The sequence below is a fragment of the Rothia sp. CCM 9418 genome (genome assembly GCF_048512825.1).
GTDB lineage: Bacteria > Actinomycetota > Actinomycetes > Actinomycetales > Micrococcaceae > Rothia.
This window is the reverse complement of record NZ_JBLXXX010000005.1, coordinates 139,889-161,285: the sequence shown is the minus strand read 5'-3', so window position 1 is coordinate 161,285 and position 21,397 is coordinate 139,889. Positions and strand designations below refer to the sequence as shown.

The following is a 21,397-nucleotide window of genomic DNA, read 5'->3' as shown; positions in this document are numbered from 1 at the left end:
AAACATCAAGCCTCTGAAGAAGACCCACTAGCACGCCGAGCCTCCTCAAACGCACTCTCATCCACGACATGAACCTTACGTACCACCGCAAAATACACCATCGTCAAAACCACAAAATACGCAACCCCAACCGTAGCAGGAGCAATCGTCCCCTGAGTAGCAAAAAGCGCAGACCATACGGCACAAAGTCCTACAATTCCCAGAGCACCCGTCGCACGACCGCCCCAAAGACGAAACGCAGACGAATTACCTTCAACACGTTTAAACGCAAGATACGCCAAAAGAATCAGCACCCACACCGTCAAAGCACTCACCATAACCAGCGTAATCATCGTGCCAAAAGCATCACCAGGTTTAAACACTGCCAAAAGAATAGCTAAAACAACACCCAGCGTAGAAAGCCACATCGCCCGAACAGGAATACCTTGACGATTCGTACGAGACATCATCCGAGGAGCCATAGAATCAGCAGCCAAAGAATGCATCAAACGAGTACCCGCATAAAGATTTGCATTCGCCGCAGAAAGCGAAGCCACCAACACCACAAGATTAGTAATCGTCGCAATCGCAGGAATACCCAGCTCAGAGAACACCAACACAAAAGGTGAACCCTCAACTTCCCCATTAAACGTTGCAGCCTGACGCCAAGGAATCACCGAAACAACCACAAACAACGAAAGAATATAAAACGTTGCAAGACGCCACATCATCGCTTTGGCAGAAGAACGCACCGAACGAGCCGGATTTTTCGCTTCAGCAGCAGAAATAGAAATCATCTCAATACCGCCAAAAGAAAACATCACAATCGCCAACGAAAGCCACACAGACTTAATACCGCCCGGCATAAAACCACCGTCATCACTCAAATGCGCAATACCCGTAGCAGCATGCCCCGGCAGACCGAAGAACACCAAGCACAAACCCACCAGAATAAAGGCACTCAGCGCAATCACTTTCACCGACGATAAAGCAAACTCCATCACGCCAAAATAATGCACAGAACGAATGTTCAACAAGATAATTAGGGCACCAAAGGCCACAATACCGACCCATAACGGAAGCTGTGGCCACCAGAACTTCAGATAAGAGGCCACCGCAACGAGCTCAATACCGGTAATGACCATGGTGCACGTCCAATAAGCCCAACGCGTCAAAAATCCGGCGAAAGGCCCAAGATACTTACCAGCGATAGACCCAAAACCGCCACGCACCGGAGAATGAACTGCCATCTCCCCCGTTGCTCCGCCAATAATGGCAGCAAGCAAAGAGCCACAAGCATACGAGAGAATAACTGCTGGACCAGCTAACGCAATAGCGCTACCAGAGCCAAGGAAAAGCCCCGTACCTAATGCTGAGCCCAACACAATCATCGTCATCTGACCATGGGTCAAAGAACGCTTAAGGTTTCGAGAATCTTCGAATGTAGATCTAGTCACCGAAGTTGCCACAATATATATCCTTTATGATGCGAGAGTTCCTCGTCCTCCGTAGAGTTTTCAAAACTACCAAAAGATAGACAGAACCCTCAAAAAGATGAAGAAGATAAACAAAAAGAGAAGAAAAACGTTACGGTTCGCACCATATGATGCGCGATAGTTCATATCAACCGTGCAATATGGTGCGAACCGTCTAGTGTGTTATCCACTAGTTTTGATAATGCTCAACATGTGAACGAGCCTCTTCAAAAGCAGTGTCATCAACGTGTTGACGAGAGCGAACACCTGCAAAATAGACCACAGTGATGAGGGCGAAGAAGCAAACACCAACCATCGCAGAAGTGGTCATATTACCAATGAAGAAAAGCGCTAAAAAGGTTGCAAAAACACCAATTAGACCTAGTGAAGCAGTTGCAGAACCGCCCCATACACGGAATGGAGAACTGTTACCCTCAACGCGTTTAAAGCTGATGTAGCTCAGAAGAATCATCGTCCACGTAACAAGGACGCAGAGAATGACCAAAGCCATCATCAACGAGAAAATACCGCCAACACCAGAAATAGCCATCACAATAGCAACAACAGAGCCAAGCATCGAAACGCCTAAAGCAAGTGCCGGAATACCCTGCGAGGTGGTTCGCGCAAAAATTGCGGGCGCCATACGATCGTGTCCCAAGGCGTGAAGCTGCCGTGTTGCGGCGTAAAGGGCGGCATTAGCTCCAGAAAGAGCAGCAATCAGAACAACAAAGTTCGTGATACCCGCAATATAGGGGATGTTCAGTTGAGAGAAGACGAGTACAAAAGGAGAGGTCTCAATCTCTCCGTGAAGGGATGAGGCTTCACGCCAAGGAATGATAGAAACGACAACGAAAAGTGCTAGTACATAGAACGTTGCAAGACGCCACATCATCGCTTTTGCGGATGCTCGAACTGAGCGCACGGGGTCTTTCGCCTCTGCAGCAGAGATAGAAATAAGTTCGATACCGCCAAAGGAGAACATCACGATAGCCAAAGCGAGCCAGATTGAGGATAATCCGTTAGGCATGAATCCACCATCGTTGGTGAGGTTTTGAACACCAACTGCGGGACTTGATGGAAGACCAACAAAGACCAGCAATAAGCCAAAGATGATGAAAACGATTACGGCAATAACTTTGATGGAAGAAAGGAAGAATTCAAGTGTTCCAAAAGATTTAACGCTCGTGAGGTTCAGCCCCACAATGATTGCCCCTGAGAGGGCAACCCATATCCAGAGGGGTACGGTGGGGTACCAGTAGGTCATGTATTGTCCGACGGCTACAAGTTCAGCGCCGGTGAGAGGTACAGTCGTCGCCCAATATGCCCATCGCGTAGTGTATCCGGCATAGGGTCCGAGGAATTTTCCAGCGAGCGTGCCAAAGCCACCACGAACGGGATAGCGTACGGCCATTTCGCCGGCACAAGCGCCGATGATTGCGGCAATGAGTGAGCCAATCATATAGGAGATAATGACGGCTGGGCCGGCAATGGCAATGGCTCCGCCAGAGCCGAGAAATAGTCCTGTGCCGACGGCTAGTCCGAGGGCAATCATGGTCATTTGACCGTGGCTCAGTGAGCGTTCGAGTCCGCCGTCTGGGGTGGGTTCTTGTTGAGAAGCCATGGGGTGTACCTTATGGGTGTGGATGGTAATGCATATACATGCATACTGGATGATACATATGCTACAGCTCTTGGCTCACTCTTTCGGAGTTTTGTTCAGATTATGGTCTTTTAGATGCGCCACATCTTATCTTCTCTATACAGCATCACGAATCTACGAAGAAGCCGTCTCAGATATACTCCGATAAGTTGGCTCATTCTTCTTAAACCACGAAATCACCGGAACAGTGACGGGCATCAGCACAAGTTCAACAAGACATTTATAGAAATAGCCGACAAGAACATAGTTGAGGTAATTATCAAAAGTACTAATTCCAAGAATCGGTGTAGCAACCGTGCAGAAAATAATAGTGTCCGCAAGTTCGCCTACTAAGGTAGATCCAACAAGCCGTCCGACAAGGAACTTACCGTCAAAACGTTTTTTCATGGCAACCATAACCCATGAGTTCAGTAGCTGGCCAATAAGGTATCCAGCAAGAGAGCCAGCAACAATCAACGGCACCGGACCCAGCACAGCTTCTAAGGCTTGTTGGTTCTCGTAGTAGTCTGCACTCGGAAGTTTAATGAGTATCCAGAAACTAAGGCTTGCAAAAGCTGCCGCTAGAAACGAGATAATAATGACTCTGCGAGTGCGCGCAAAACCATAAATTTCGGAGAGAACATCCCCAATAATGTAAGCCAAGGGAAAGAGGAAGAAACCGCCGTCAGTGAGGATACTGCCGAAAGCAACACCTTTCGTGGCAGCAATGTTAGAGAGGATAAGAATAATAGCCGAGGCACACAGTAATAGGTCGTAGTAGGTACGAGAAGGCTGGGCATAGTGTTGTTGTGAGGCGGTGGCGGGCATAAAGTCGCTCCTTGAACTTAAATAGGTAGGGAGTGTCATTGAGATATGCTGCCCGTCTGCCACCCAGGCATTTTCTCTAGAAGAAGTATAGTGCCTTCAGGGTAGAAGATAAACTTCTGCGGTGACGAATTTTATGGTCATACATAGTATTCGTCACCGCAGAAGTTACGATGTACCCTCATATTGCGCGTTGTCATAAACACTCCAAGAGTGTTACAGCGTAGATTGTGTAGGGATGGTGCTATTGGTTGATTTGGTAGAGCGCATCAAAGGGCGCGTTAGAACGGACGCGTTCTGCGATACCGGCACTCACAAACTTTTTCGCCTGTTGTGCTGCTTCAAGGGGCGTCTTTCCTTGCGCCAAGTAGCCGGTAATGGCAGCGGCAAGGGTACAACCTGCACCGGCGACAACTGCACCATCATCAATTTTGGGTGTTTCTAATACTTCGAGGGTGTTTCCGTCATAGTAGACGTCCACTGCATTATCACCTTCGAGTCGGATAGAACCTTTTGCCAGAACTATTGCGCCAGACTTTTCGTGGATGATGCGCGCTGCTTGCTCTAGCTCTTTAACGGTGGTGATGGAATCCATACCAGACAGGCTCATTGATTCAAAGTGGTTCGGGGTGACGAAAGTTGCCAGCGGTAGAATTTTTTCTTTAAGAGCGTTGTCAATATCTAATGCGGCACCGGGTTCTTGTCCCTTACAGATAAGTACGGGGTCTAGTACGAGGTTTTTAGGGGTGTGTTCTTCAAGGAAGCGTGCCACTGTTTCGATGGTAGGTACGGTGCCGAGCATTCCAATTTTCACGGCGTCAAGATTGTAGGTTGCGTGCACTACTTCTAATTGGTCGTGCACAGTCTGAGCGTTCACGGGAACGAAGCGATGTGCCCAGTCGTTCTTAGGGTCGAATGAGACAATGCAGGTAAGCGCGAGGGAACCATAAACGCCGAGGGCTTGGAATGTTTTGAGGTCTGCTTGTGCGCCTGCTCCGCCGGTTGCCTCGTTACCGGCGATGGTTAACGCGTAGGGTCGTTTTGTCATAGCGTCAATGTACCGCGTGGTAGCGATATTCGCTCGTTTTTTACACTAAACCCGTGTTTTTGTGATTCAAGCTACTCTGCATTCTGAGATTACGCTGACAGTTTTCCGGTTTTTGTCACTATCTGAGCAAAGTTAGTATACAGTAGCGTTATGCCTAGAATTTCTGCAGCCTCAAACGCGGCACAACGCGAGAACACCAAACGTGCCATTCTCGACTCTTTTGGTCGACTCCTCTACATGCGTGGACTACCCGGACTCACCATGACCGACGTCGCAAAAAACGCTGGTATTGGACGCACCGCAGTCTATAACTATTTTGCAGATATGGGCGAATTACTCGTGGCATACGCGATGGACGAAACAGACAAGTTCCTCTCCGATCTCAACGAGGGTCTTGAGGGCATTACTAACCCCATCGATAAACTTGCAGTATATATCCGCCTAGAAATTGAGCGCCTTTCCCTGCACCACATGCCACCGGGACCAGCAATGCGCTCAGTACTCTCCCCCGAATCTTTCGCAAAGCTCGGTAAACACGTATCCGCATTACAGATTGTTCTTGGAAAAATACTTCAAGAAGCTATCGACCAAGGCTACATCCTAGAGAACGATATCCGCGAGATGGCTCGCCTCATTCACGGGTCCCTTGCCTCTAGCGCAGACCGCACCGACGAGACACCTGACGCTAAGGCACGTCAGCGCCATATTGATTCAACTATTCGTTTTATTCAAATGGGCCTAGGCGCTCGCTTTGATGAGGTCGGAAATCCTGTACGACTGGATGGAAAGAACCCTTATTTAGTGGCTGTTTCTTAAAAATATATGAGGTGAGTAGAACATTCTTCTACTCACCTCATACAAATGGTGGTTTTCTAAAATACCAAAAGTATTTTAGAAAACCACCATTTTATATAACGATAATTAGCATTGTATCTTATCGCTTAAAACCTTGACCATTTCGACTTCCGTATTTAGAAGTCAAGCCTTCATTGTTTACTCCTGCAGTAATTTCATAGCGGTAAGCATACCAACGAGACTCATCGCCCTCATTTGCCATAAAGTCATACCATGGAAGTTTATAAGTTCCTCCACCAGCAGGAGTGCCCTCTTCTGCGATTTTATCTCCACCCAACCAGCGAGTTGTGTAAGGATAAACAGTCTGTGTTCCGCCGTTCTGATCTACAACTTGGGTAGATTTCGTATAATCACGTTGCAACAATGACCATTTAGGACTGGAGCCAGGAAGTGCACTAAAAGTAAATCCGTCGTAAGGCAACCAATAGGTCTGCTGAAGACCCTGGAAAGTATCACCAGGCTCAACATTTTGGAATACGACACCGAAATCAGCACGCTCAGACTTAGTAATATGCGGACGGTAGCCATCATAAACATCGTGCGAGACAGAAGAAGTACCAAACCATCGGAGGTTAGGGTTGCTACCAGGAGATGCTGCATAAGCGGGGACAGCAGCAGTAGCTACAACTACTGGAGCAGCCCACGCTGCGGACTTAACTAAATTACGGCGAGTGACAGTCATAATTACCTTTTTCTTATATTATTGTGTGGTTTCCAGAGTGAGGATTCATCAAGAATGAAGCTCAGATAAAATCATAGACAACTCCAAGCAACCGTTCAAGAATATAAACGACATAAGAATTCAATGCAACGGCAAAGAGTCCATACTTTTTTCAGTTATCTAGAGGAAACTCTCACTAATTCTGAGATTTGAGAAAAACGACACTTTTTATTTTCGGGAGTTTTGGTTTTCTCGAACTTATCACCAAAAGAAAATCCATAAAGTTTAATTTCAATATCTCGTTGCTATTTTCAAGTGTTTCTTTGAGTAAAGATTCACAACAAAATACATCCTATTTACTAGTTGAAATATACAAAAAATAGGGCGTCAAAACATCAAAAAATCTCTTGAACAGGAAAGCTTAAAAGCCGACACAGAAATGGACAAAAGTCGACTAAATAGCCCACAAGCCACCTTTCGTCTATCCGACACTTTTGCCAAAATATCAGACAAATGGTTGGAAATTCTCAGATAACTTTGACGTCAGCAATTTGAACAATTCTGGAAACTACCAAAAAATGTTACGCAAAGCACTCGCTTTCGTCCGCAAAATGAGACACAAAAAGACATGCTACCCAAGAATTAGAGCTTTACTTAGAACTATCGGCCACCTGAGATTAAGCCTCTATGAGCAACTCAATAGATTAGAGAGCAAACACTCCTCGGCAACTAAATATTAAAGCAATGGACTCATTACCATTTATGGTAATGAGTCCATTGCTTTATGGCGGAGGATGGGGGATTTGAACCCCCGAGGGCGTTAACCCAACACGCGTTCCAGGCGTGCGCCATAGGCCGCTAGGCGAATCCTCCAAACGCTACGTAGCTTTCTCAAGCTTCACGTAAGCGAACAGATAAAAGCCTACCGCACTTTTTAAACGTTCGCAATTCCTAGCCCCTAACTTTTTCGTTAGCTACACCACTGACTGTTTTTCGCTTCACCACCTTGTCAGCTTTCTTTCAATGACTTTATGAGGTAAGCTTTATATCAGCCTCTTACGTGGCGTTATCTTGGAGAACTCCCCCAGGGTCGGAAGACAGCAAGGGTATCTGGGCTCTGACGGGTGCGTAAGGGGTCTTTTTTTATGGCCAAGCTTTACAAAGCATCTTCTGCTCTGCGTGGATAAATTACCCTTAACACTGACCTATTCATTAGACTAGGGTGCAAGATTCTTTTTTATTGCACGAATGTATAGGGTTGAGCTGTGAGCACTGCACTTTATCGCCGTTACCGCCCAGAATCCTTTAACGAGGTTATCGGTCAGGAACACGTCACCGAACCACTCATTGCAGCACTAACCAATAACCGTGTCAATCATGCTTACCTATTCTCAGGTCCACGCGGTTGTGGCAAAACAACGTCTGCTCGTATCCTCGCGCGCTGCCTCAACTGTGCAGAAGGCCCAACACCCACGCCTTGTGGAGTCTGCGATTCGTGTAAAGAGCTTTCTCGCCACGGCGGAGGATCCCTAGACGTCATTGAAATGGACGCCGCCTCACATGGTGGCGTCGACCATGCTCGAGATTTACGCGAACGAGCAACTTTCGCACCGGTTCGTGACCGCTATAAAATCTTCATCATTGACGAAGCCCACATGGTCACTCGCGAAGGGTTTAACGCTCTTCTTAAAATCGTTGAAGAACCACCAGAGCACATTAAATTTATTTTTGCGACGACCGAACCGAATAAAGTTCTCGGAACAATTCGTTCTCGCACCCATCACTACCCTTTTAGGCTTGTTCCCCCAAGCACTCTTTCTTCCTACCTATTGCAACTGTGCCAAGAAGAAAACGTGCAGGTTGAAGACGGCGTTATCCCACTGGTGGTTCGTGCCGGTGGTGGGTCTGTTCGCGATAGTCTATCTATCCTTGATCAGTTGATGGCTGGTTCTCAGCAACAGCATATTTCCTATGATGTCGCTACATCTTTATTAGGCTTTACCCATAGCGGACTTTTAGACGACGTTATTTTCGCTTTTGCTCAGGCAAATGCTTCCGAAGTATTCCGTTCAGTAGACCGCGTTATTCAAACGGGACAAGACCCTCGTCGTTTTGTTGAAGATTTGCTAGAGCGTTTACGTGATTTGATTATCATTCAGGCGGTTCACGGGTCTGTTGAAAGCATACTTCAGAATATGAGCGCAGATCAGGTTGAACGTCTACGCCAGCAGGCCTCGGCTTTTGGTGCCGCAGAGCTTTCACGGGCAGCCGATGTTACTAGCCATGCGCTCAACGAGATGAGTGGTGCGACATCACCTCAGCTTCATTTGGAGTTGTTATGTGCTCGTATTCTTTTGCCGGCTTCTGAGAAGTCTATTGGCGCTGTCGGCGCACGTTTAGATCGCCTTGAGCGTCGTGTGCGTTCTCTTGTTGAAGAGAACGAGGACGATGCTAGTCGTTCTACAGCTCGCGCAGAGCATTCGTTATCTGCGAGTGAGCAGGGCGCTCAATCGATGAGTCGTCCGCCCTTATCTGCTCCGCCGTTGGCTTCCGCTCAGCCCGCTCAGCCCGCTCAGCCCGCTCAGCCCGCTCAGCCCGCTCAGCCCGCTCAGCCCGCTCAGCCCGCTCAGCCCGCTCAGCCCGCTCAGCCCGCTCAGCCCGCTCAGCCCGCTGCCGAGGATACCTCATCTTCCCACACAGCAAACACCCCCTACGTGCCACTCACAGGAGCAGCACTTCTCAACGCCATCACCACACGATGGAAAGAAGTTCTCGAAGCCATACCCGAAAGCCAAGCGCAAGAAAGATTTAGCCACTGTAACCCCTGCGATTTCACCAACAACGCACTCTATATCGAAGCTGATATCCAAACATTACGAGGCGTTAAAGAGTTTCTCCCCCTCCTCAAAAATGCCCTCTTTAAAGTCTTCGGTGCCCGTTGCGAAATTCATGCAAAAGTCCTCAAAACTGCACCACAAAACGCGCCATCACCCCAGCCCTCCCACACCGTTACAACGGAACAGCCACAAGAACCTACCACTGAACAACCAGCACAAGCACAGCAACAGTGGAACGAACACCTACAACCTCATACAGGAAAAGCCCCAGAATTTAGCCCCGAAAATTGGAATGCGCCCGTTACCGACTGGGAAGTAGCTCCTGTACCGTCGCACCCCGACGAAGAACAAACAACAGAATCTTCAACGCCAGAACACCCGAAAACAACAGTTCTTAGCCCCGTACCAGACCCAGATGAAGAACCAGAACTAGCAGAGATAACGCACAACGACAGTGCCGAGAACGAGCACGAACTAACTGATGAGGCAGACGAATACGATGCAGAAGAACACCCACACTTACGTGTGATTGATGGACAAGCACCATCTCTGCACAATTCCTCACGAGAAAATCATCCCACCTCACAGCACTGGAAACGCCCAGATATCTCGGTTGCACCAGAACAACCAGAAGAAGCTGAGGACGAAACTCAAAACGTAGAAAACGACGGCGAAAAACACGAAGACACAGCACCAAGCTTCCGCGAAAAATACGCTAAAGAAGTAGCCGAAGGAAACCGCTCCGTACACGAAAAAGCTGAAGAGAATTCGGATAAGAATCTCGTAGAAGAAGATTTTGTCCCCTCGGATGAAGATGAACCGTTAGAGAAAATCATGCTCATTGGGCAACGAGCCGTTGAAAAAATTCTTGGTGGAGTTGTCATCGACAACATCAAACACTAAACACGTACTTTTCTATTCGTGTTCTACCCATATATAAGGAGCTATCTCTATGTACGATGCTGCGGTGCAGAACCTCATCGATGAGCTTGGCAGATTGCCAGGTGTGGGGCCAAAGTCTGCCCAGCGTATCGCCTTTCATATTCTGAATGCTGATTCTTCAGAAATGCAAAAACTCACTAACGCAATCAACACCGTCAAAAATACCGTTAGTTTCTGCCAAATATGCGGAAATATCTCCGAAACAGACCAATGCGCTATCTGTCGCGATGAACGTCGTACCCCAACGACGCTATGCGTTGTTGAAGAGTCAAAAGACGTGATTTCTATTGAACGTACTCGTTCTTTTCATGGACGTTACCATGTCTTAGGTGGGGCCATTAACCCTTTAGCGGGGCTTACGCCTGAGCAGCTTCGTATTCGTGAGCTCATTGCACGTCTTGCTGACGAACGTATCGAAGAAATTATTTTGGCGATGGATCCCAACCTTGAGGGTGAAGCTACAGCAACGTATCTTTCTCGGTTACTTGTTCCTTTAGGTGTGCGAGTCTCTCGCTTAGCTTCTGGATTGCCTGTTGGCGGAGACCTTGAATACGCAGATGAGATTACTCTTGGACGTGCGTTAGAAGGTCGCCGTATTATCGCTGAAGGTAACCGCCACCAGACAGAAAACCATGCGGAAGCATTTACTCAAGCTGTTGCTGAAGACCAAGAACGACAAGTTCAGAACGCACCGACCCCGCAACCTCGTCCAAGATGGAATGGTTCAATGTTCGAAGATTTATCTGAAGAACATGAAGATGCACCGCAGCAGAGCACTCTCAATGAACCACTTTTAGAAGAACTCGATGCCGAAACGATAACGGAACCTGAGGGTAGCTCTCGCTCAGAAGAACAAGATGATTCTTCATCTCAGCAGCAGAGCTATCAAGAACGCTTAGAGGAGTTAAAGAAGACTCCGTTACGTACCCCGACCCCTCAGATTCCGCCTATCCCGGGGCGAACCTATGTAAACCCTTGGCAGTGAGTTGCACTGCGTATTGCCTGAGGAGTCTATATCGTATCGAAGAAATCTACCTGTTTTTCTTGCCCATTTAAATACTCTGGTAGCCAGTAAAATTCCCACGCTGGAGCTTCATCGTGTAGAACAGTTCCCCACCGTTCTGGACTAAAGGATGTTAGCCAATATTCGCCGTGAGCGTTGCGTTCTAAATACCCATAATCAATAAGTTCTCTGCGCAGGTACGCAAAATCTGGCCACAACTGATAAAGAATGCGGTTTACTTCTTGCTCGGTGTAGGTGCGTCCAGCCTGAAAATAGTTAACCAAATAAAGCAAAATATGTGCTCGTGTTCGACGTTTTGATGGCATAACGGTCATCGCGCCGTCTTTAAAGAATCGAGAAACAATAGTTTGGTGTTCTTGATAGGCTTCTCTGCGTGCGTTCTGCTGGCGTTCTTCATACTCTTTGAGTAATTCCATGCGAGCGGTGGTGTAGTTTACCCCTGTTTGTTGCATGCGAGCGCGGACTTGAGATTTGAAGTTGCGTTGAGCTGTCATGGATAACCCTTACGTGTGTATCCCTAGCCTACTTATTAGTGTTATCTGATGATGTGAACTCGATGTGTACCACGTTGTGCACCGTCTTTTACTGAGGAAGTAGAGGTGCTGAGGTGTTGTGGTGTATCCCAGGAGGAGTCTTTCCCCTTTACGGTGCATTGTTTAAGCTAGGGTTCAACGATGCCGTTAGGCGTTAGGGTTCGCCTAAAGTGAGGATACATCATGGGGTACGAAAAACACAATTAATATAGTGTTTCAGGTTACACAACATGGGTTAATATGAAGTAATCTGTGTAGCAATGTCTACGTTTGAGACGCGTTTACCACTTGAACACTGAACTACTCTAGTATGGATGCAGAATCGTCAGCCCTCTGACGGTTATTTCAGAAGAAAATCTAGTGGAGTAAGTTTATGAGCCTGATTGTTCAAAAATTTGGTGGTTCATCGGTCGCAGATGCAGACGGTATCAAACGCGTAGCCAAACGTATTGTGGATACCCGAAAAGCAGGGAATGATGTGGTAGTGGTCGTCTCCGCGATGGGAGATACCACCGACGAACTATTAGATCTTGCCACAGAGATTACTTCCGATTCTTCTCCTTCACGAGAACTGGATATGCTTCTGACCGCTGGGGAACGTATCTCTATGGCAGCGTTATCTATGGCTATTAATAGTCTGGGCGTCAAGGCAAAATCTTTTACCGGTTCTCAAGCTGGGATGATTACGGATGGGGTACACGGCGCTGCTCGTCTTGTAGAGGTGACTCCGCAACGTATTCATGCCGCATTAGCAGAGGGCGATATTGCTATCGTTGCCGGTTTTCAGGGAATGAACCGTCAGACCGGTGATATTACAACATTAGGGCGTGGCGGGTCAGACACTACCGCAGTCGCATTAGCTGCTGCTTTAAATGCTGATGTCTGTGAGATTTATTCTGATGTGGATGGTGTTTTCTCAGCTGATCCGCGTGTTGTTCCGACCGCACATAAGCTGGAGACCATTACTAGCGAAGAGATGCTTGAGATGGCAGCGAACGGTTCAAAAATTTTGCATCTGCGCTGTGTAGAGTATGCGCGCCGTTTTAACTTGAAATTACATGTTCGTTCATCCTTTTCTGAGTTGGAGGGGACACTTGTTATTCCCGAGAATTCTAAAGAACTAACCCCTAATCGTCTAAAGGAGATTCCCTTGGAACAGCCTCTTATCTCTGGTGTTGCACATGACCGCAGCCAAGCAAAAGTTACTCTTATTGGGGTTGTTGACACTCCGGGTTCTGCTGCGAAAGTCTTTGGTTTGCTCAACGAAGTTAACGTGAATCTGGACATGATTGTTCAGAACGTTTCTACAGACCGCCCTGACGTTACCGACATTACTTTTACTCTTCCTCAAGATCAGGGAGCAAAAGCTGTGAAACGTCTAGAGCAGGCACAAGAAGAGGTCGGTTTTACGGAGCTACGCTACACCGAAGAGATTGGTAAGCTCTCTCTCGTGGGTGCTGGCATGAAAGCACATTCGGGTGTTTCTTTCACCTTTTTTGAAGCTTTAAGTCAGGCCGGAATCAACGTTCAGATGATTTCAACCTCAGAGATTCGTATTTCTGTTATCACCGATTTAGATAAGCTCGACGAAGCGGTACGCGCCGTGCATACGGCTTTTAATCTTGACGCTGAAGGCGAAGCGACTGTTTACGGTGGTACAGGTCGCTAAAGACTCACGCAGATTCTGTGATGCCTCAACGGTAAAATACTTCCTATGAGTTTTTCCGTTGAGGCATTTTCATGGGTCGTTTATGAGCCTGAGCAGTGGCAGAAGTACGCGCGTGAACATCACGAACGTGCCGCTGTTTTTGCGGACCCATATTTAGCAAGACGCCATCGCGGAGAAAAACATCCGGTTGAGGATTTCCTTTTCACTTACTACACCCTCAAGCCTGCACAGTTTAAGCGCTGGCATCCCGGTGCTGGTGTTATTTTGCTTGATGCACCTGAGTATGCTCAACAGAAATTTTATATGCGTCTAAGCGCTGAAGATATTGCTCGATTACCGCTTAGCGCAGCACATAAAGAACGTATTTTTTCTAGCGATTGTGCTGTTACGGTTGATGTTGCACAGTTTTTGCAACGACGTTCTGAAGCCGTGAGTTATACCTATGAAATCCTTTCGAATACTGCCCAGAAAAATGGTTTTTTCGGGTGTTTTGGGATGCACGAATGGGCGATGGCGTATCGTTCCGTAGAGAATAATATTCGCCATGATTATTTACCTTTACGGTTAGGTGCTGAAGGCACTAATGAGGTGGTAGATTCTCATCGTATCCGTTGCTCACATTTTGATGCGTTCCGGTTCTTCATGCCACAGGCTGTCCCAAAGAATGAGCTACAACCAACCCGTCAGCAACAGCGTGTTCTTGAACAGCCAGCATGTTTACACGCGAACATGGATGTTTATAAGTGGGCGTATAAGCTTCTTCCTTTGGTTGATTCTCAACTTCTTCTGGATTGTTTTGAGCTGGCGTGGGAAGTACGTGAGCTTGATATGCGGGCAGCACCTTATGATCTCCACGATTGGGGTTATACCCCTGTTGAGGTGGAGACTCCTTCCGGTAAAGCAGAATATGTGCGTTATCAACGTGGTTTTGCAGCCCGTGCTCAGCAATTACGTACCCGTCTTTTAGAGTGTGTCTCTTCGGTGTATTCTCCTGAACTGTCGCCGTCGCCTGCTCACGCCCAGAGTGTTTAGCTTCCTAAAGCTCCTCATCTTTTAGGACTCAGGTAGGAAGATTTTAAAGAGCGTCGAGGTGGGTTTAGAGCAGTGTTGGCACACTGTTCTAAACCCACCTCGTATTAGACTCAGGGGTGAAGCGATACGCCCAAGCTATGCCAAGGCTAGCGGTTATTAATCTTGGTGTTTATCGTTCATATAACGGTAGATAAACGCTGCCATAGCATCGCGCTGTGTTGGCTGGTAGGGGCGGTAAGTACCGTCATCCCAGCCTCTAGTGATGCCTTGTTCAGCGAACCACGCAATCTCACGGGCAAAAATTACCGAAGAATCAACGTCTTTGAACATCGATGGCACTGGCGCCGTATATTCAGGAGAGCCAGCAAAACGGTAGAAGAACACTGCAATAGCGTCATGCTGTGCCGGCGCATGGGGACGGAATGTTCCGTCTTCCCATCCGGTAGTGATGCCTTGTTCTGCTAACCATGAGATTTCTTTATAGAAAACATGGTCGGTCGGTACGTCTTTGAACGGTGAGACCGCCGGCGCCGTATATTCTGGTGAACCTGCCATACGGTAGAAGAATGCAGCTACCGCAGCACGGTCAAGTTGCGTTAACGGCCGATAGGTTTTATCAGGCCAACCATGAGAGATACCGCTTTCTCCCATCCAGTTGATTTCGGTGTAGAACAAGTCTCCAGGGCGCACATCGTGAAAGTATGGTGTGCTCACTTCTGGTTCGTTGCTCGGTTCTGGGGTGGCAGGTTCTTCAGTTGTTGTTTTATGAACCGTGACTTTCTCTCCCCTAAATTCAACCTGAGCGGTTTTTTGTGTTTCTGTGGAGGTGACTTCAAAAGTGGCTTCTGGTTGGAAGTAGCCTCGTTCTAGGTCTTCCTCGGTGATGCGGTGAGATGCAGTATGGCACTGGTAGGTTGCGTCAGCTTTCAGGTTGAGCCACCGGCAGTTTGGTGCATTGGGTGGGAGGAATCCGTTCTCAAAGTTTCCGGCAATGGGGACGGAGTGAACAGTGCCTTCTGAGGCGTTATGCACAGTGAAGCGGTAGTTGATAATATTGCCGACTTCATAGCTGTCTTTGGTGTCACCAGCAATATCTCCAGAGATGTTTAGAGCTGGTTCTAGATTGATTGCACGAACGTAGACGGGTTCGCCACGGTATGTGCTTTCGCCTGTTTTAGAGCGGTCTGCTGTTGAAACAGCGTTAAAAGTTATTTCAGGGATAAAGTATCCGCGGTCAATATCTTCTTGGGTGACCGTGTGCCCCGCTGTTTTACAAACATAGGTTGCGTCGGCACCGAGGTTACGCCACCGGCAGTTTGGTGCATTGGGTGGGAGGAATCCTCTATCGAGGTTTCCTCCGGTGGGTACAGCGTCAACGGTTTCTCCGCTAGTGTTCGTAACACGAAAGGTATAAGGTACGACGTCTCCTACGTGATATGGGTTTGTTGAGACGTCACGTTCAGTCGTTTGCCCTTCGCTCAAGGTCACGTGGAAAGGTGCTTCACTGGTGCGGTTTACTTGTGCAGAGAAGGTATAACGTGATTGTTTTCCTTGCGCCTCAGTAAAGACAACATCGAGTGAACCGCTGCGTGCTTGAGCGGTTGCAGTGAGCGGAATATTGACGACGGTACTAGCCCCAGCGTCAAGGGTAGGAACGTTTACGTCTGTTGCTGTGAATCCGCGGTTGTCATGGACGGTAACACTACCGCTTACGGGGTGTTCTTCTTGGTTGGTGATTGTCACAGGAATAGTGGTGACGCTATTTTCGTCGACGGTGATGTCTTCTGTATTCAACGGTGCGCAGACGACGTTGAGCCAGTCTTCATCGAAAACACCAAAACGCATGTCGTTTTGATAGCTTGCTTCGTAGAGCACGCCAAATCCACCGCTTGATAGTGCAGTTCCAGTGGAGTATGCTCCGAAGCCGTCTTTAAATTGTCGGATACCTGGCCATGTTTGCCCGTCATCGCAGGAGACTCGTGCGGTGAGGTTTTCGCGGGAGTTTCCGTTGTTGTTATTGGAGTTGGTGAAGATGAGTTTTTGTGCCTCTTTGCTGCCTTGTGGCGCTTCAGGAAACATCCTAAAGATTGAGGCGTTATTTTTGGGGTCGGGTAATTGTTTGTCGAGGGTGACCTCGGAGTAGCTGTGCCCGCCATCTTCAGAGATGGCTACTTTTCGGTATCCGGAGAAGACGAAATCACGGGAGTTGAGCATGACTCTCCCGTCAGAGAGTTCGACGACTTTGTTTTCGTCCATTTCGATACCGACGTATTCGCCACGTTTCCATGTCTTTCCGTGGTCGTCAGAATAGACGGAGTACGCTTGGGTTTTTTCTCCGCCAGCTGCTTGTTTGACGGTTCCTGTGAATTGTTGGATGAGTCTGCCTTTGTAGGCTCCGTAGCGTAGTTGGATACCTTCACCGCTAGCGGCAAAGATAGCTCGGGCGTCTCCTGGTTGGGGATTATTTTTATCTGCACCTTGTTTGACGATGGGTGTAATGTCTCGAGGTTCACTCCAGGTGAGTCCTCCGTCAGTAGATTCAGTGACAACTGCACCCATGACGTCTGGATCGCTTGTATCGTTTCCGTAGACGCTACCCCAGAATCCTTGGTTATGTGATTTAACGAAGAACGCAAAAACTTTTCCTGCTTCATGGTCGACAACAAAGGACGGATCTGAGTAACCGTATTTTTGGGTTCCATCATTGCCAAGATGTCCTCTGGCAATATAGCTGGTATCGCTCCATGTTTTTCCACCATCTATTGAACGGCGCATCACAATAGAGTTGGGGTTTGGTGCGTCTGCTGCGTTGTAGGGACGCCCGTCCCATGCAGCAAGAATGATATTGTTTCCGAGGTCAGCTAGTGCTGGAATGCGGTAGGTTGCTGAGTCTCCGATGAGTTTTTCACCGAGGTTTTGTTCTTGGTAGGTGCCCGGTCCAGAGGTTGCTGATAGGACAGGCTGTGGTGTCGCGTAAGCAGGAATGATTCCGGTGCTTGCGGTTGCTGCAATGAGTGAGAGTGCGAAGATGCTCTTAGTGTGTTTTTTCATCGTTGAAAAGCTCCATCTACATAGATGTTTAAAATATGTGCTACAGCGCACATCTAAGATAAACACCACCCTAACACCAAAAGCTCAATATCTGGAGCTCACGTGCAAAAAGTTTATTTAGGCATCTTCTCGAGTGGCTCTTTGCCACGCTGTTAGACGCCCTCGAATACCTGCAAAGTGAGCAGCCATAAGCTCTGTTCCAGCAATAGCATCACCTTTTTTCACGGCGTTAAGAATGTCTCGGTGAGCGGCAACTAAAGACTCACCTTGCTTTTGACTAGCAGGAACAATAGCGTCTAGCTCCACGGAGATCACGTTATAGACAATCCAGAACACTTCCAAAAGTTCTGAAAGTAAATCGTTCTTCAACGGCTCATAAAGCGATGCGTGAAATTCTCTGTCCCAGTATGACCAATCTTTACCTTCTTTAACGGCCTGTTCCATTTGAGTTACGGCATACTCAATTTTTGCTATTTGTTCATCACTCATTAGCGGTATTGCAAGAGCGATTAGCCCTGTCTCTAGGGCTTGACGGACATCCGTAAGTTCTCGTGCTTCTTTACCGCCACGATGCAAGGAGGTTAATCCGCGGAATGTTAGCCCTCGAGTCATGGCTTCTAGAACACGCCCTCCAACGAACGTCCCAAACCCGTGACGGACTTCAATAATCCCTAATCCTTCTAAGACTTTGAGCGCCTCTCGGAGGGAGTTGCGCCCTACGTCAAGTTCTTCGATGAGTTGTTGTTCGGTAGGAAGAGGGTCTCCCGGCACGAGTTTTTCACGCAAGATAATTTCGATAATCTCATTTTGAAGTTGATATTGACGGTTTTTTGCGCGCGATGCATGGGGGACACTATTAACTTCATAAATTTTTTTAACCGCTCTCACGTGCGGTTTTGTTTTTTTTACCACGGCTCCTCTTCTCAAATCCAGAATCTCTTTTGAGACGAAACTAGTATTTTTTATAGAAAGTAACACCTCTATTGATGTTGCACATCTGGGAGATGGCTACTATTCTATAGTACAGGTAGGACATCCTACGTTAGGATGTTCCTCTCACATAAACAACCGTCCACAAAGGAGTGCGACTATGCCTCACCTTAAAGACATCACCGAGCACAGCTCGACTCGCCGTAGCTTCTTCAAGCTAGCAGGTTCCGTTTCAGCCGCTACCGCTTTCGCTGCATCTATCTCAGCATGTGGCTCAGGCTCTAAAGGCTCTTCTGCCACTAAAGCAGATGGAGCAAAAGCTGGCGAAATCAACAAAGATGGCACCATTACCGCTGGTATCGCATACGATATCTCCACCACCTTCGCCCCATCACAGGCATCCGGTGCTGGCCCCCTCGCAGCGAACCTACACATCTTTGAAGGTCTTTATGGTCTAGACCCTGCAAGCCGTAAGCGTTACAACGCTCTAGCAACTGCAGACCCTGAAAAGATTGATGACACCACCTACCGTGTCACCTTGCGTGAAGGTGCAAAATTCCACAACGGCGACCCTGTCAAGGCATCCGACGTTGTTTACACCTACGGTAAATTCACCGACAAGAGCTCTCTCTTTGCACAGTTCCTCTACTTCATTGACTCCGTCAACGCTGTTGATGATTCCACCGTAGAATTCAAGTTCAACCAGCCATTCTCGCTCTTCGCTGACCGCATCTCCTTGATGCAAATCATGCCTGAAAGCGCAGAGAAAGACTTTGAAGCTTTCGGTGCACACCCCATCGGTTCCGGTCCTTACAAGTTTGTTTCCGCAACCAAGGGCGACCACATCGAATTTGCACGCTTCGACGAGTACAACGGTCCTCGCCCAGCACTCGCAAAGGCTATGAACTGGTCCATCCTCTCAGACGCAGCAGCACGTGTTACCGCTATCCAGTCCAAGCGTGTTCAGGCTGTAGAGTCCGTACCTTACGACAATATCTCAGTCTTGGAGAACACTTCCGGCCTTAGCGTCGAATCCGTGCAGTCATTCGGCTTGCTCTTCATGATGTTCAACTGCGAGAAAGAGCCTTTCAATAAGGTTGAAGTACGTCAGGCATTGTTCTACGCACTCGACATGGACAAGGTCATCAAGACTGCATTGCTCGGCAACGCAGAGCCTGCAACCTCCTTCTTGCAGAAGAGCCACCCAGACTACGTTGAAGCTTCCACCGTCTACACCCACGACGCGGACAAGGCAAAGAAGCTCCTCAAAGACGCTGGTGTTGAAGACCTCACCCTCACCGTGCGTTCGACCGACCACGACTGGGTTGTTTCCTGTGTTCAGCTCATCCAAGAATCGCTCAAGGAAGCTGGCATCAAGGTCACTATCGAACCTACACCATCGTCCTCGTTGTACTCCGACTACGTAGACACCGGAAACTTCGATGTCCTCATCGCACCCGGCGACCCCTCCGTCTTCGGTAACGACGTAGACTTGCTCCTCTCCTGGTGGTACCGTGGCGACACTTGGCCCACCAACCGTTTCCGCTGGTCCGGAACTGAACAGTACAAGCAGCTTCAGGAATACATGAACGCTGCAACTACCTCATCAGATCCAAAAACAGAGTGGAAGAAAGCAATCGATTTGCTCTCTGACAACGTTCCGTTGTACCCACTATTCCACCGCAAACTACCTACTGCGTGGGATTCGGAAACACTCGTTGATTTCAAGCCGCTTCCAACAACCGGCATCTCAATGCTTGGTGTAGGAACGACTAAGTAATCTCCGCTATTCCACACAGCGGTTTGTGAAGGTTTTTCCCTTTTTCCTTCACATCATAATCGGCGGTGGCTTCCGGACATTGGTACGGATTGCTTCATTTCCGTACCACGGGAGCCACCGTCGAACCTTTTTCACACGCATTCTCTATGCGGGAGTTTCTCTTGGCTAATTTTCTTCGACTACTTGGAAGAAGACTACTTGCACTACCCATCATGCTCTTGGGTGTGACAATCCTCGTCTTCGTTATCTTGCAATTCACCCCCGGTGACCCAGCAACTATCGCCCTCGGTGAAGGCGCTTCACAAGAAGCAAAAGAAGCATATCGTGTTGAACACGGCTTAGATAAGCCTCTCATCGTGCAATACTTCGCCTTCCTCTGGCGTCTGCTCCACTTTGACCTCGGCATGACCACCGCACCGGCTCAGCCCGTCATCGACCAAATCACAGCAGCATTTCCTGTCACCATTCAGCTCACATTCTTCGGCGTTCTCATCGCAGCAGTCGTCTCCCTCGTGCTCGGCGTCATCGCCGCACTCTACCGCGACCGCTGGCCAGACCAGATCATCCGCGTACTCTCCATGGCATCTATCGCAACGCCTTCCTTCTGGCTCGGTATCTTGCTCATCCAATACTTCGCACTTGACCTAGGAATTTTCCCATCCGGAGGCACCCCACCAGAAGGCGGAGGATTTGGAACATGGCTATCCTATATGACACTGCCAGCAGTAGCTCTCGCAGTACCCGTATGCGCATCCTTAATCCGTACCGTACGCACCTCCATGGTTGAAGAACTCGATAAAGACTACGTTCGTACCGCTATCGGCAACGGTGTTCCTTACCGCGAAGTCGTCACAAAGAACGTTCTCAAAAACGCCCTCATCACTCCCGTAACCGTTCTTGGTTTGCGTATTGGCTACCTCCTCGGTGGTGCTGTCGTGATCGAAATGATTTTCTCCCTCAACGGCATGGGCAACCTCATCTTTACCGGTATCACAGGTAACGACGTCAACCTCGTACAAGGCGTAGTACTCACCATCGCGGTGACCTTCGTCCTCGTCAACATTGTGGTTGACCTCCTTTACCTACTCATCAACCCACGAATTAGGACGGTGTAACT

15 protein-coding genes, 1 tRNA gene and 1 other RNA gene are annotated in these 21,397 nt (G+C 48.3%); 8 read left to right on the top strand and 9 right to left on the bottom strand.

The annotated features are described in order from the left end of the window. Positions 1 to 5: 5 nt before the first annotated feature. From ACN083_RS08205 to ACN083_RS08190, 4 genes are all read right to left on the bottom strand, one after another. Positions 6 to 1,376: an amino acid permease gene (locus tag ACN083_RS08205; protein WP_419102399.1), complete on the bottom strand. Its 1,371-nt coding sequence runs from the start codon at positions 1,374 to 1,376 to the stop codon at positions 6 to 8. A 268-nt stretch (positions 1,377 to 1,644) separates the two neighbouring features. Beyond that, positions 1,645 to 3,075 (bottom strand): amino acid permease, encoded by a 1,431-nt coding sequence (locus ACN083_RS08200; RefSeq protein WP_419102355.1) that lies wholly within the window; start codon positions 3,073 to 3,075, stop codon positions 1,645 to 1,647. Positions 3,076 to 3,228: 153 nt separating this feature from the next. Next, on the bottom strand, positions 3,229 to 3,921 hold the full coding sequence (locus tag ACN083_RS08195; protein WP_419102354.1) for a queuosine precursor transporter: 693 nt from the start codon (positions 3,919 to 3,921) through the stop codon (positions 3,229 to 3,231). A gap of 241 nt (positions 3,922 to 4,162) precedes the next feature. Continuing rightward, entirely contained in the window at positions 4,163 to 4,966 is an 804-nt protein-coding gene (locus ACN083_RS08190; RefSeq protein WP_419102353.1) for a hydroxymethylpyrimidine/phosphomethylpyrimidine kinase, read from the bottom strand. Positions 4,967 to 5,116: 150 nt separating this feature from the next. Between ACN083_RS08190 and ACN083_RS08185 the strand changes: the two genes are divergently transcribed. Further along, a complete protein-coding gene (locus ACN083_RS08185) occupies positions 5,117 to 5,782 on the top strand; it encodes a TetR/AcrR family transcriptional regulator (protein WP_419102352.1) in 666 nt (221 codons plus the stop codon). A 118-nt stretch (positions 5,783 to 5,900) separates the two neighbouring features. Here the strand turns inward: ACN083_RS08185 and ACN083_RS08180 are convergent, their stop codons facing one another. Both ACN083_RS08180 and ACN083_RS08175 read right to left on the bottom strand, forming a co-directional pair. Then, positions 5,901 to 6,503: a hypothetical protein gene (locus ACN083_RS08180; RefSeq protein WP_419102351.1), complete on the bottom strand. Its 603-nt coding sequence runs from the start codon at positions 6,501 to 6,503 to the stop codon at positions 5,901 to 5,903. Between the two features lie 764 nt (positions 6,504 to 7,267). Continuing rightward, positions 7,268 to 7,355, bottom strand: a tRNA-Ser gene (locus ACN083_RS08175). 174 nt (positions 7,356 to 7,529) lie between these two features. On the opposite strand from ACN083_RS08175, the gene ffs reads away from it, so the two are divergent. From ffs to recR, 3 genes are all read left to right on the top strand, one after another. Then, positions 7,530 to 7,626, top strand: an RNA gene (ffs, locus tag ACN083_RS08170) — signal recognition particle sRNA small type. A 121-nt stretch (positions 7,627 to 7,747) separates the two neighbouring features. Then, entirely contained in the window at positions 7,748 to 10,222 is a 2,475-nt protein-coding gene (locus ACN083_RS08165) for a DNA polymerase III subunit gamma and tau (RefSeq protein WP_419102350.1), read from the top strand. A 49-nt stretch (positions 10,223 to 10,271) separates the two neighbouring features. Continuing rightward, positions 10,272 to 11,246: a recombination mediator RecR gene (gene recR, locus ACN083_RS08160; protein ID WP_419102349.1), complete on the top strand. Its 975-nt coding sequence runs from the start codon at positions 10,272 to 10,274 to the stop codon at positions 11,244 to 11,246. 26 nt (positions 11,247 to 11,272) lie between these two features. Here the strand turns inward: recR and ACN083_RS08155 are convergent, their stop codons facing one another. After that, positions 11,273 to 11,779 carry a DUF2087 domain-containing protein gene (locus ACN083_RS08155; RefSeq protein ID WP_419102348.1) on the bottom strand — a complete coding sequence of 169 codons (507 nt, stop codon included), beginning with the start codon at positions 11,777 to 11,779 and terminating at the stop codon, positions 11,273 to 11,275. A gap of 412 nt (positions 11,780 to 12,191) precedes the next feature. On the opposite strand from ACN083_RS08155, the gene ACN083_RS08150 reads away from it, so the two are divergent. Both ACN083_RS08150 and ACN083_RS08145 read left to right on the top strand, forming a co-directional pair. After that, complete coding sequence (locus ACN083_RS08150) at positions 12,192 to 13,487, top strand: aspartate kinase (protein ID WP_419102347.1); 1,296 nt, start codon at positions 12,192 to 12,194, stop codon at positions 13,485 to 13,487. A gap of 45 nt (positions 13,488 to 13,532) precedes the next feature. After that, on the top strand, positions 13,533 to 14,519 hold the full coding sequence (locus ACN083_RS08145) for a 3-methyladenine DNA glycosylase (protein ID WP_419102346.1): 987 nt from the start codon (positions 13,533 to 13,535) through the stop codon (positions 14,517 to 14,519). A 156-nt stretch (positions 14,520 to 14,675) separates the two neighbouring features. On the opposite strand, the gene ACN083_RS08140 is transcribed toward ACN083_RS08145, so the two are convergent. Continuing rightward, positions 14,676 to 17,570 (bottom strand): exo-alpha-sialidase, encoded by a 2,895-nt coding sequence (locus tag ACN083_RS08140; RefSeq protein WP_419102345.1) that lies wholly within the window; start codon positions 17,568 to 17,570, stop codon positions 14,676 to 14,678. A gap of 117 nt (positions 17,571 to 17,687) precedes the next feature. Then, the gene (locus ACN083_RS08135; protein ID WP_419102344.1) at positions 17,688 to 18,482 is read right to left on the bottom strand and encodes a FadR/GntR family transcriptional regulator; all 795 of its coding nucleotides are present in this window, start codon (positions 18,480 to 18,482) and stop codon (positions 17,688 to 17,690) included. A gap of 178 nt (positions 18,483 to 18,660) precedes the next feature. Here ACN083_RS08135 and ACN083_RS08130 point away from each other — a divergent pair, with 178 nt between their 5' ends. Continuing rightward, positions 18,661 to 20,280: an ABC transporter substrate-binding protein gene (locus ACN083_RS08130; protein ID WP_419102343.1), complete on the top strand. Its 1,620-nt coding sequence runs from the start codon at positions 18,661 to 18,663 to the stop codon at positions 20,278 to 20,280. Positions 20,281 to 20,441: 161 nt separating this feature from the next. Then, on the top strand, positions 20,442 to 21,395 hold the full coding sequence (locus tag ACN083_RS08125) for an ABC transporter permease (protein ID WP_419102342.1): 954 nt from the start codon (positions 20,442 to 20,444) through the stop codon (positions 21,393 to 21,395). The last annotated feature ends 2 nt before the right edge of the window (positions 21,396 to 21,397 follow it).

Excerpts from the sequence above, each read along its gene's own strand:
- ACN083_RS08205 (WP_419102399.1), bottom strand. The coding sequence starts at position 1,376 with ATGACGATGATTGTGTTGGGCTCAGCATTAGGTACGGGGCTTTTCCTT.
- ACN083_RS08200 (WP_419102355.1), bottom strand. The coding sequence starts at position 3,075 with ATGGCTTCTCAACAAGAACCCACCCCAGACGGCGGACTCGAACGCTCA.
- ACN083_RS08195 (WP_419102354.1), bottom strand. The coding sequence starts at position 3,921 with ATGCCCGCCACCGCCTCACAACAACACTATGCCCAGCCTTCTCGTACC.
- ACN083_RS08190 (WP_419102353.1), bottom strand. The coding sequence starts at position 4,966 with ATGACAAAACGACCCTACGCGTTAACCATCGCCGGTAACGAGGCAACC.
- ACN083_RS08185 (WP_419102352.1), top strand. The coding sequence starts at position 5,117 with ATGCCTAGAATTTCTGCAGCCTCAAACGCGGCACAACGCGAGAACACC.
- ACN083_RS08180 (WP_419102351.1), bottom strand. The coding sequence starts at position 6,503 with ATGACTGTCACTCGCCGTAATTTAGTTAAGTCCGCAGCGTGGGCTGCT.
- recR (WP_419102349.1), top strand. The coding sequence starts at position 10,272 with ATGTACGATGCTGCGGTGCAGAACCTCATCGATGAGCTTGGCAGATTG.
- ACN083_RS08155 (WP_419102348.1), bottom strand. The coding sequence starts at position 11,779 with ATGACAGCTCAACGCAACTTCAAATCTCAAGTCCGCGCTCGCATGCAA.
- ACN083_RS08150 (WP_419102347.1), top strand. The coding sequence starts at position 12,192 with ATGAGCCTGATTGTTCAAAAATTTGGTGGTTCATCGGTCGCAGATGCA.
- ACN083_RS08145 (WP_419102346.1), top strand. The coding sequence starts at position 13,533 with ATGAGTTTTTCCGTTGAGGCATTTTCATGGGTCGTTTATGAGCCTGAG.
- ACN083_RS08140 (WP_419102345.1), bottom strand. The coding sequence starts at position 17,570 with ATGAAAAAACACACTAAGAGCATCTTCGCACTCTCACTCATTGCAGCA.
- ACN083_RS08130 (WP_419102343.1), top strand. The coding sequence starts at position 18,661 with ATGCCTCACCTTAAAGACATCACCGAGCACAGCTCGACTCGCCGTAGC.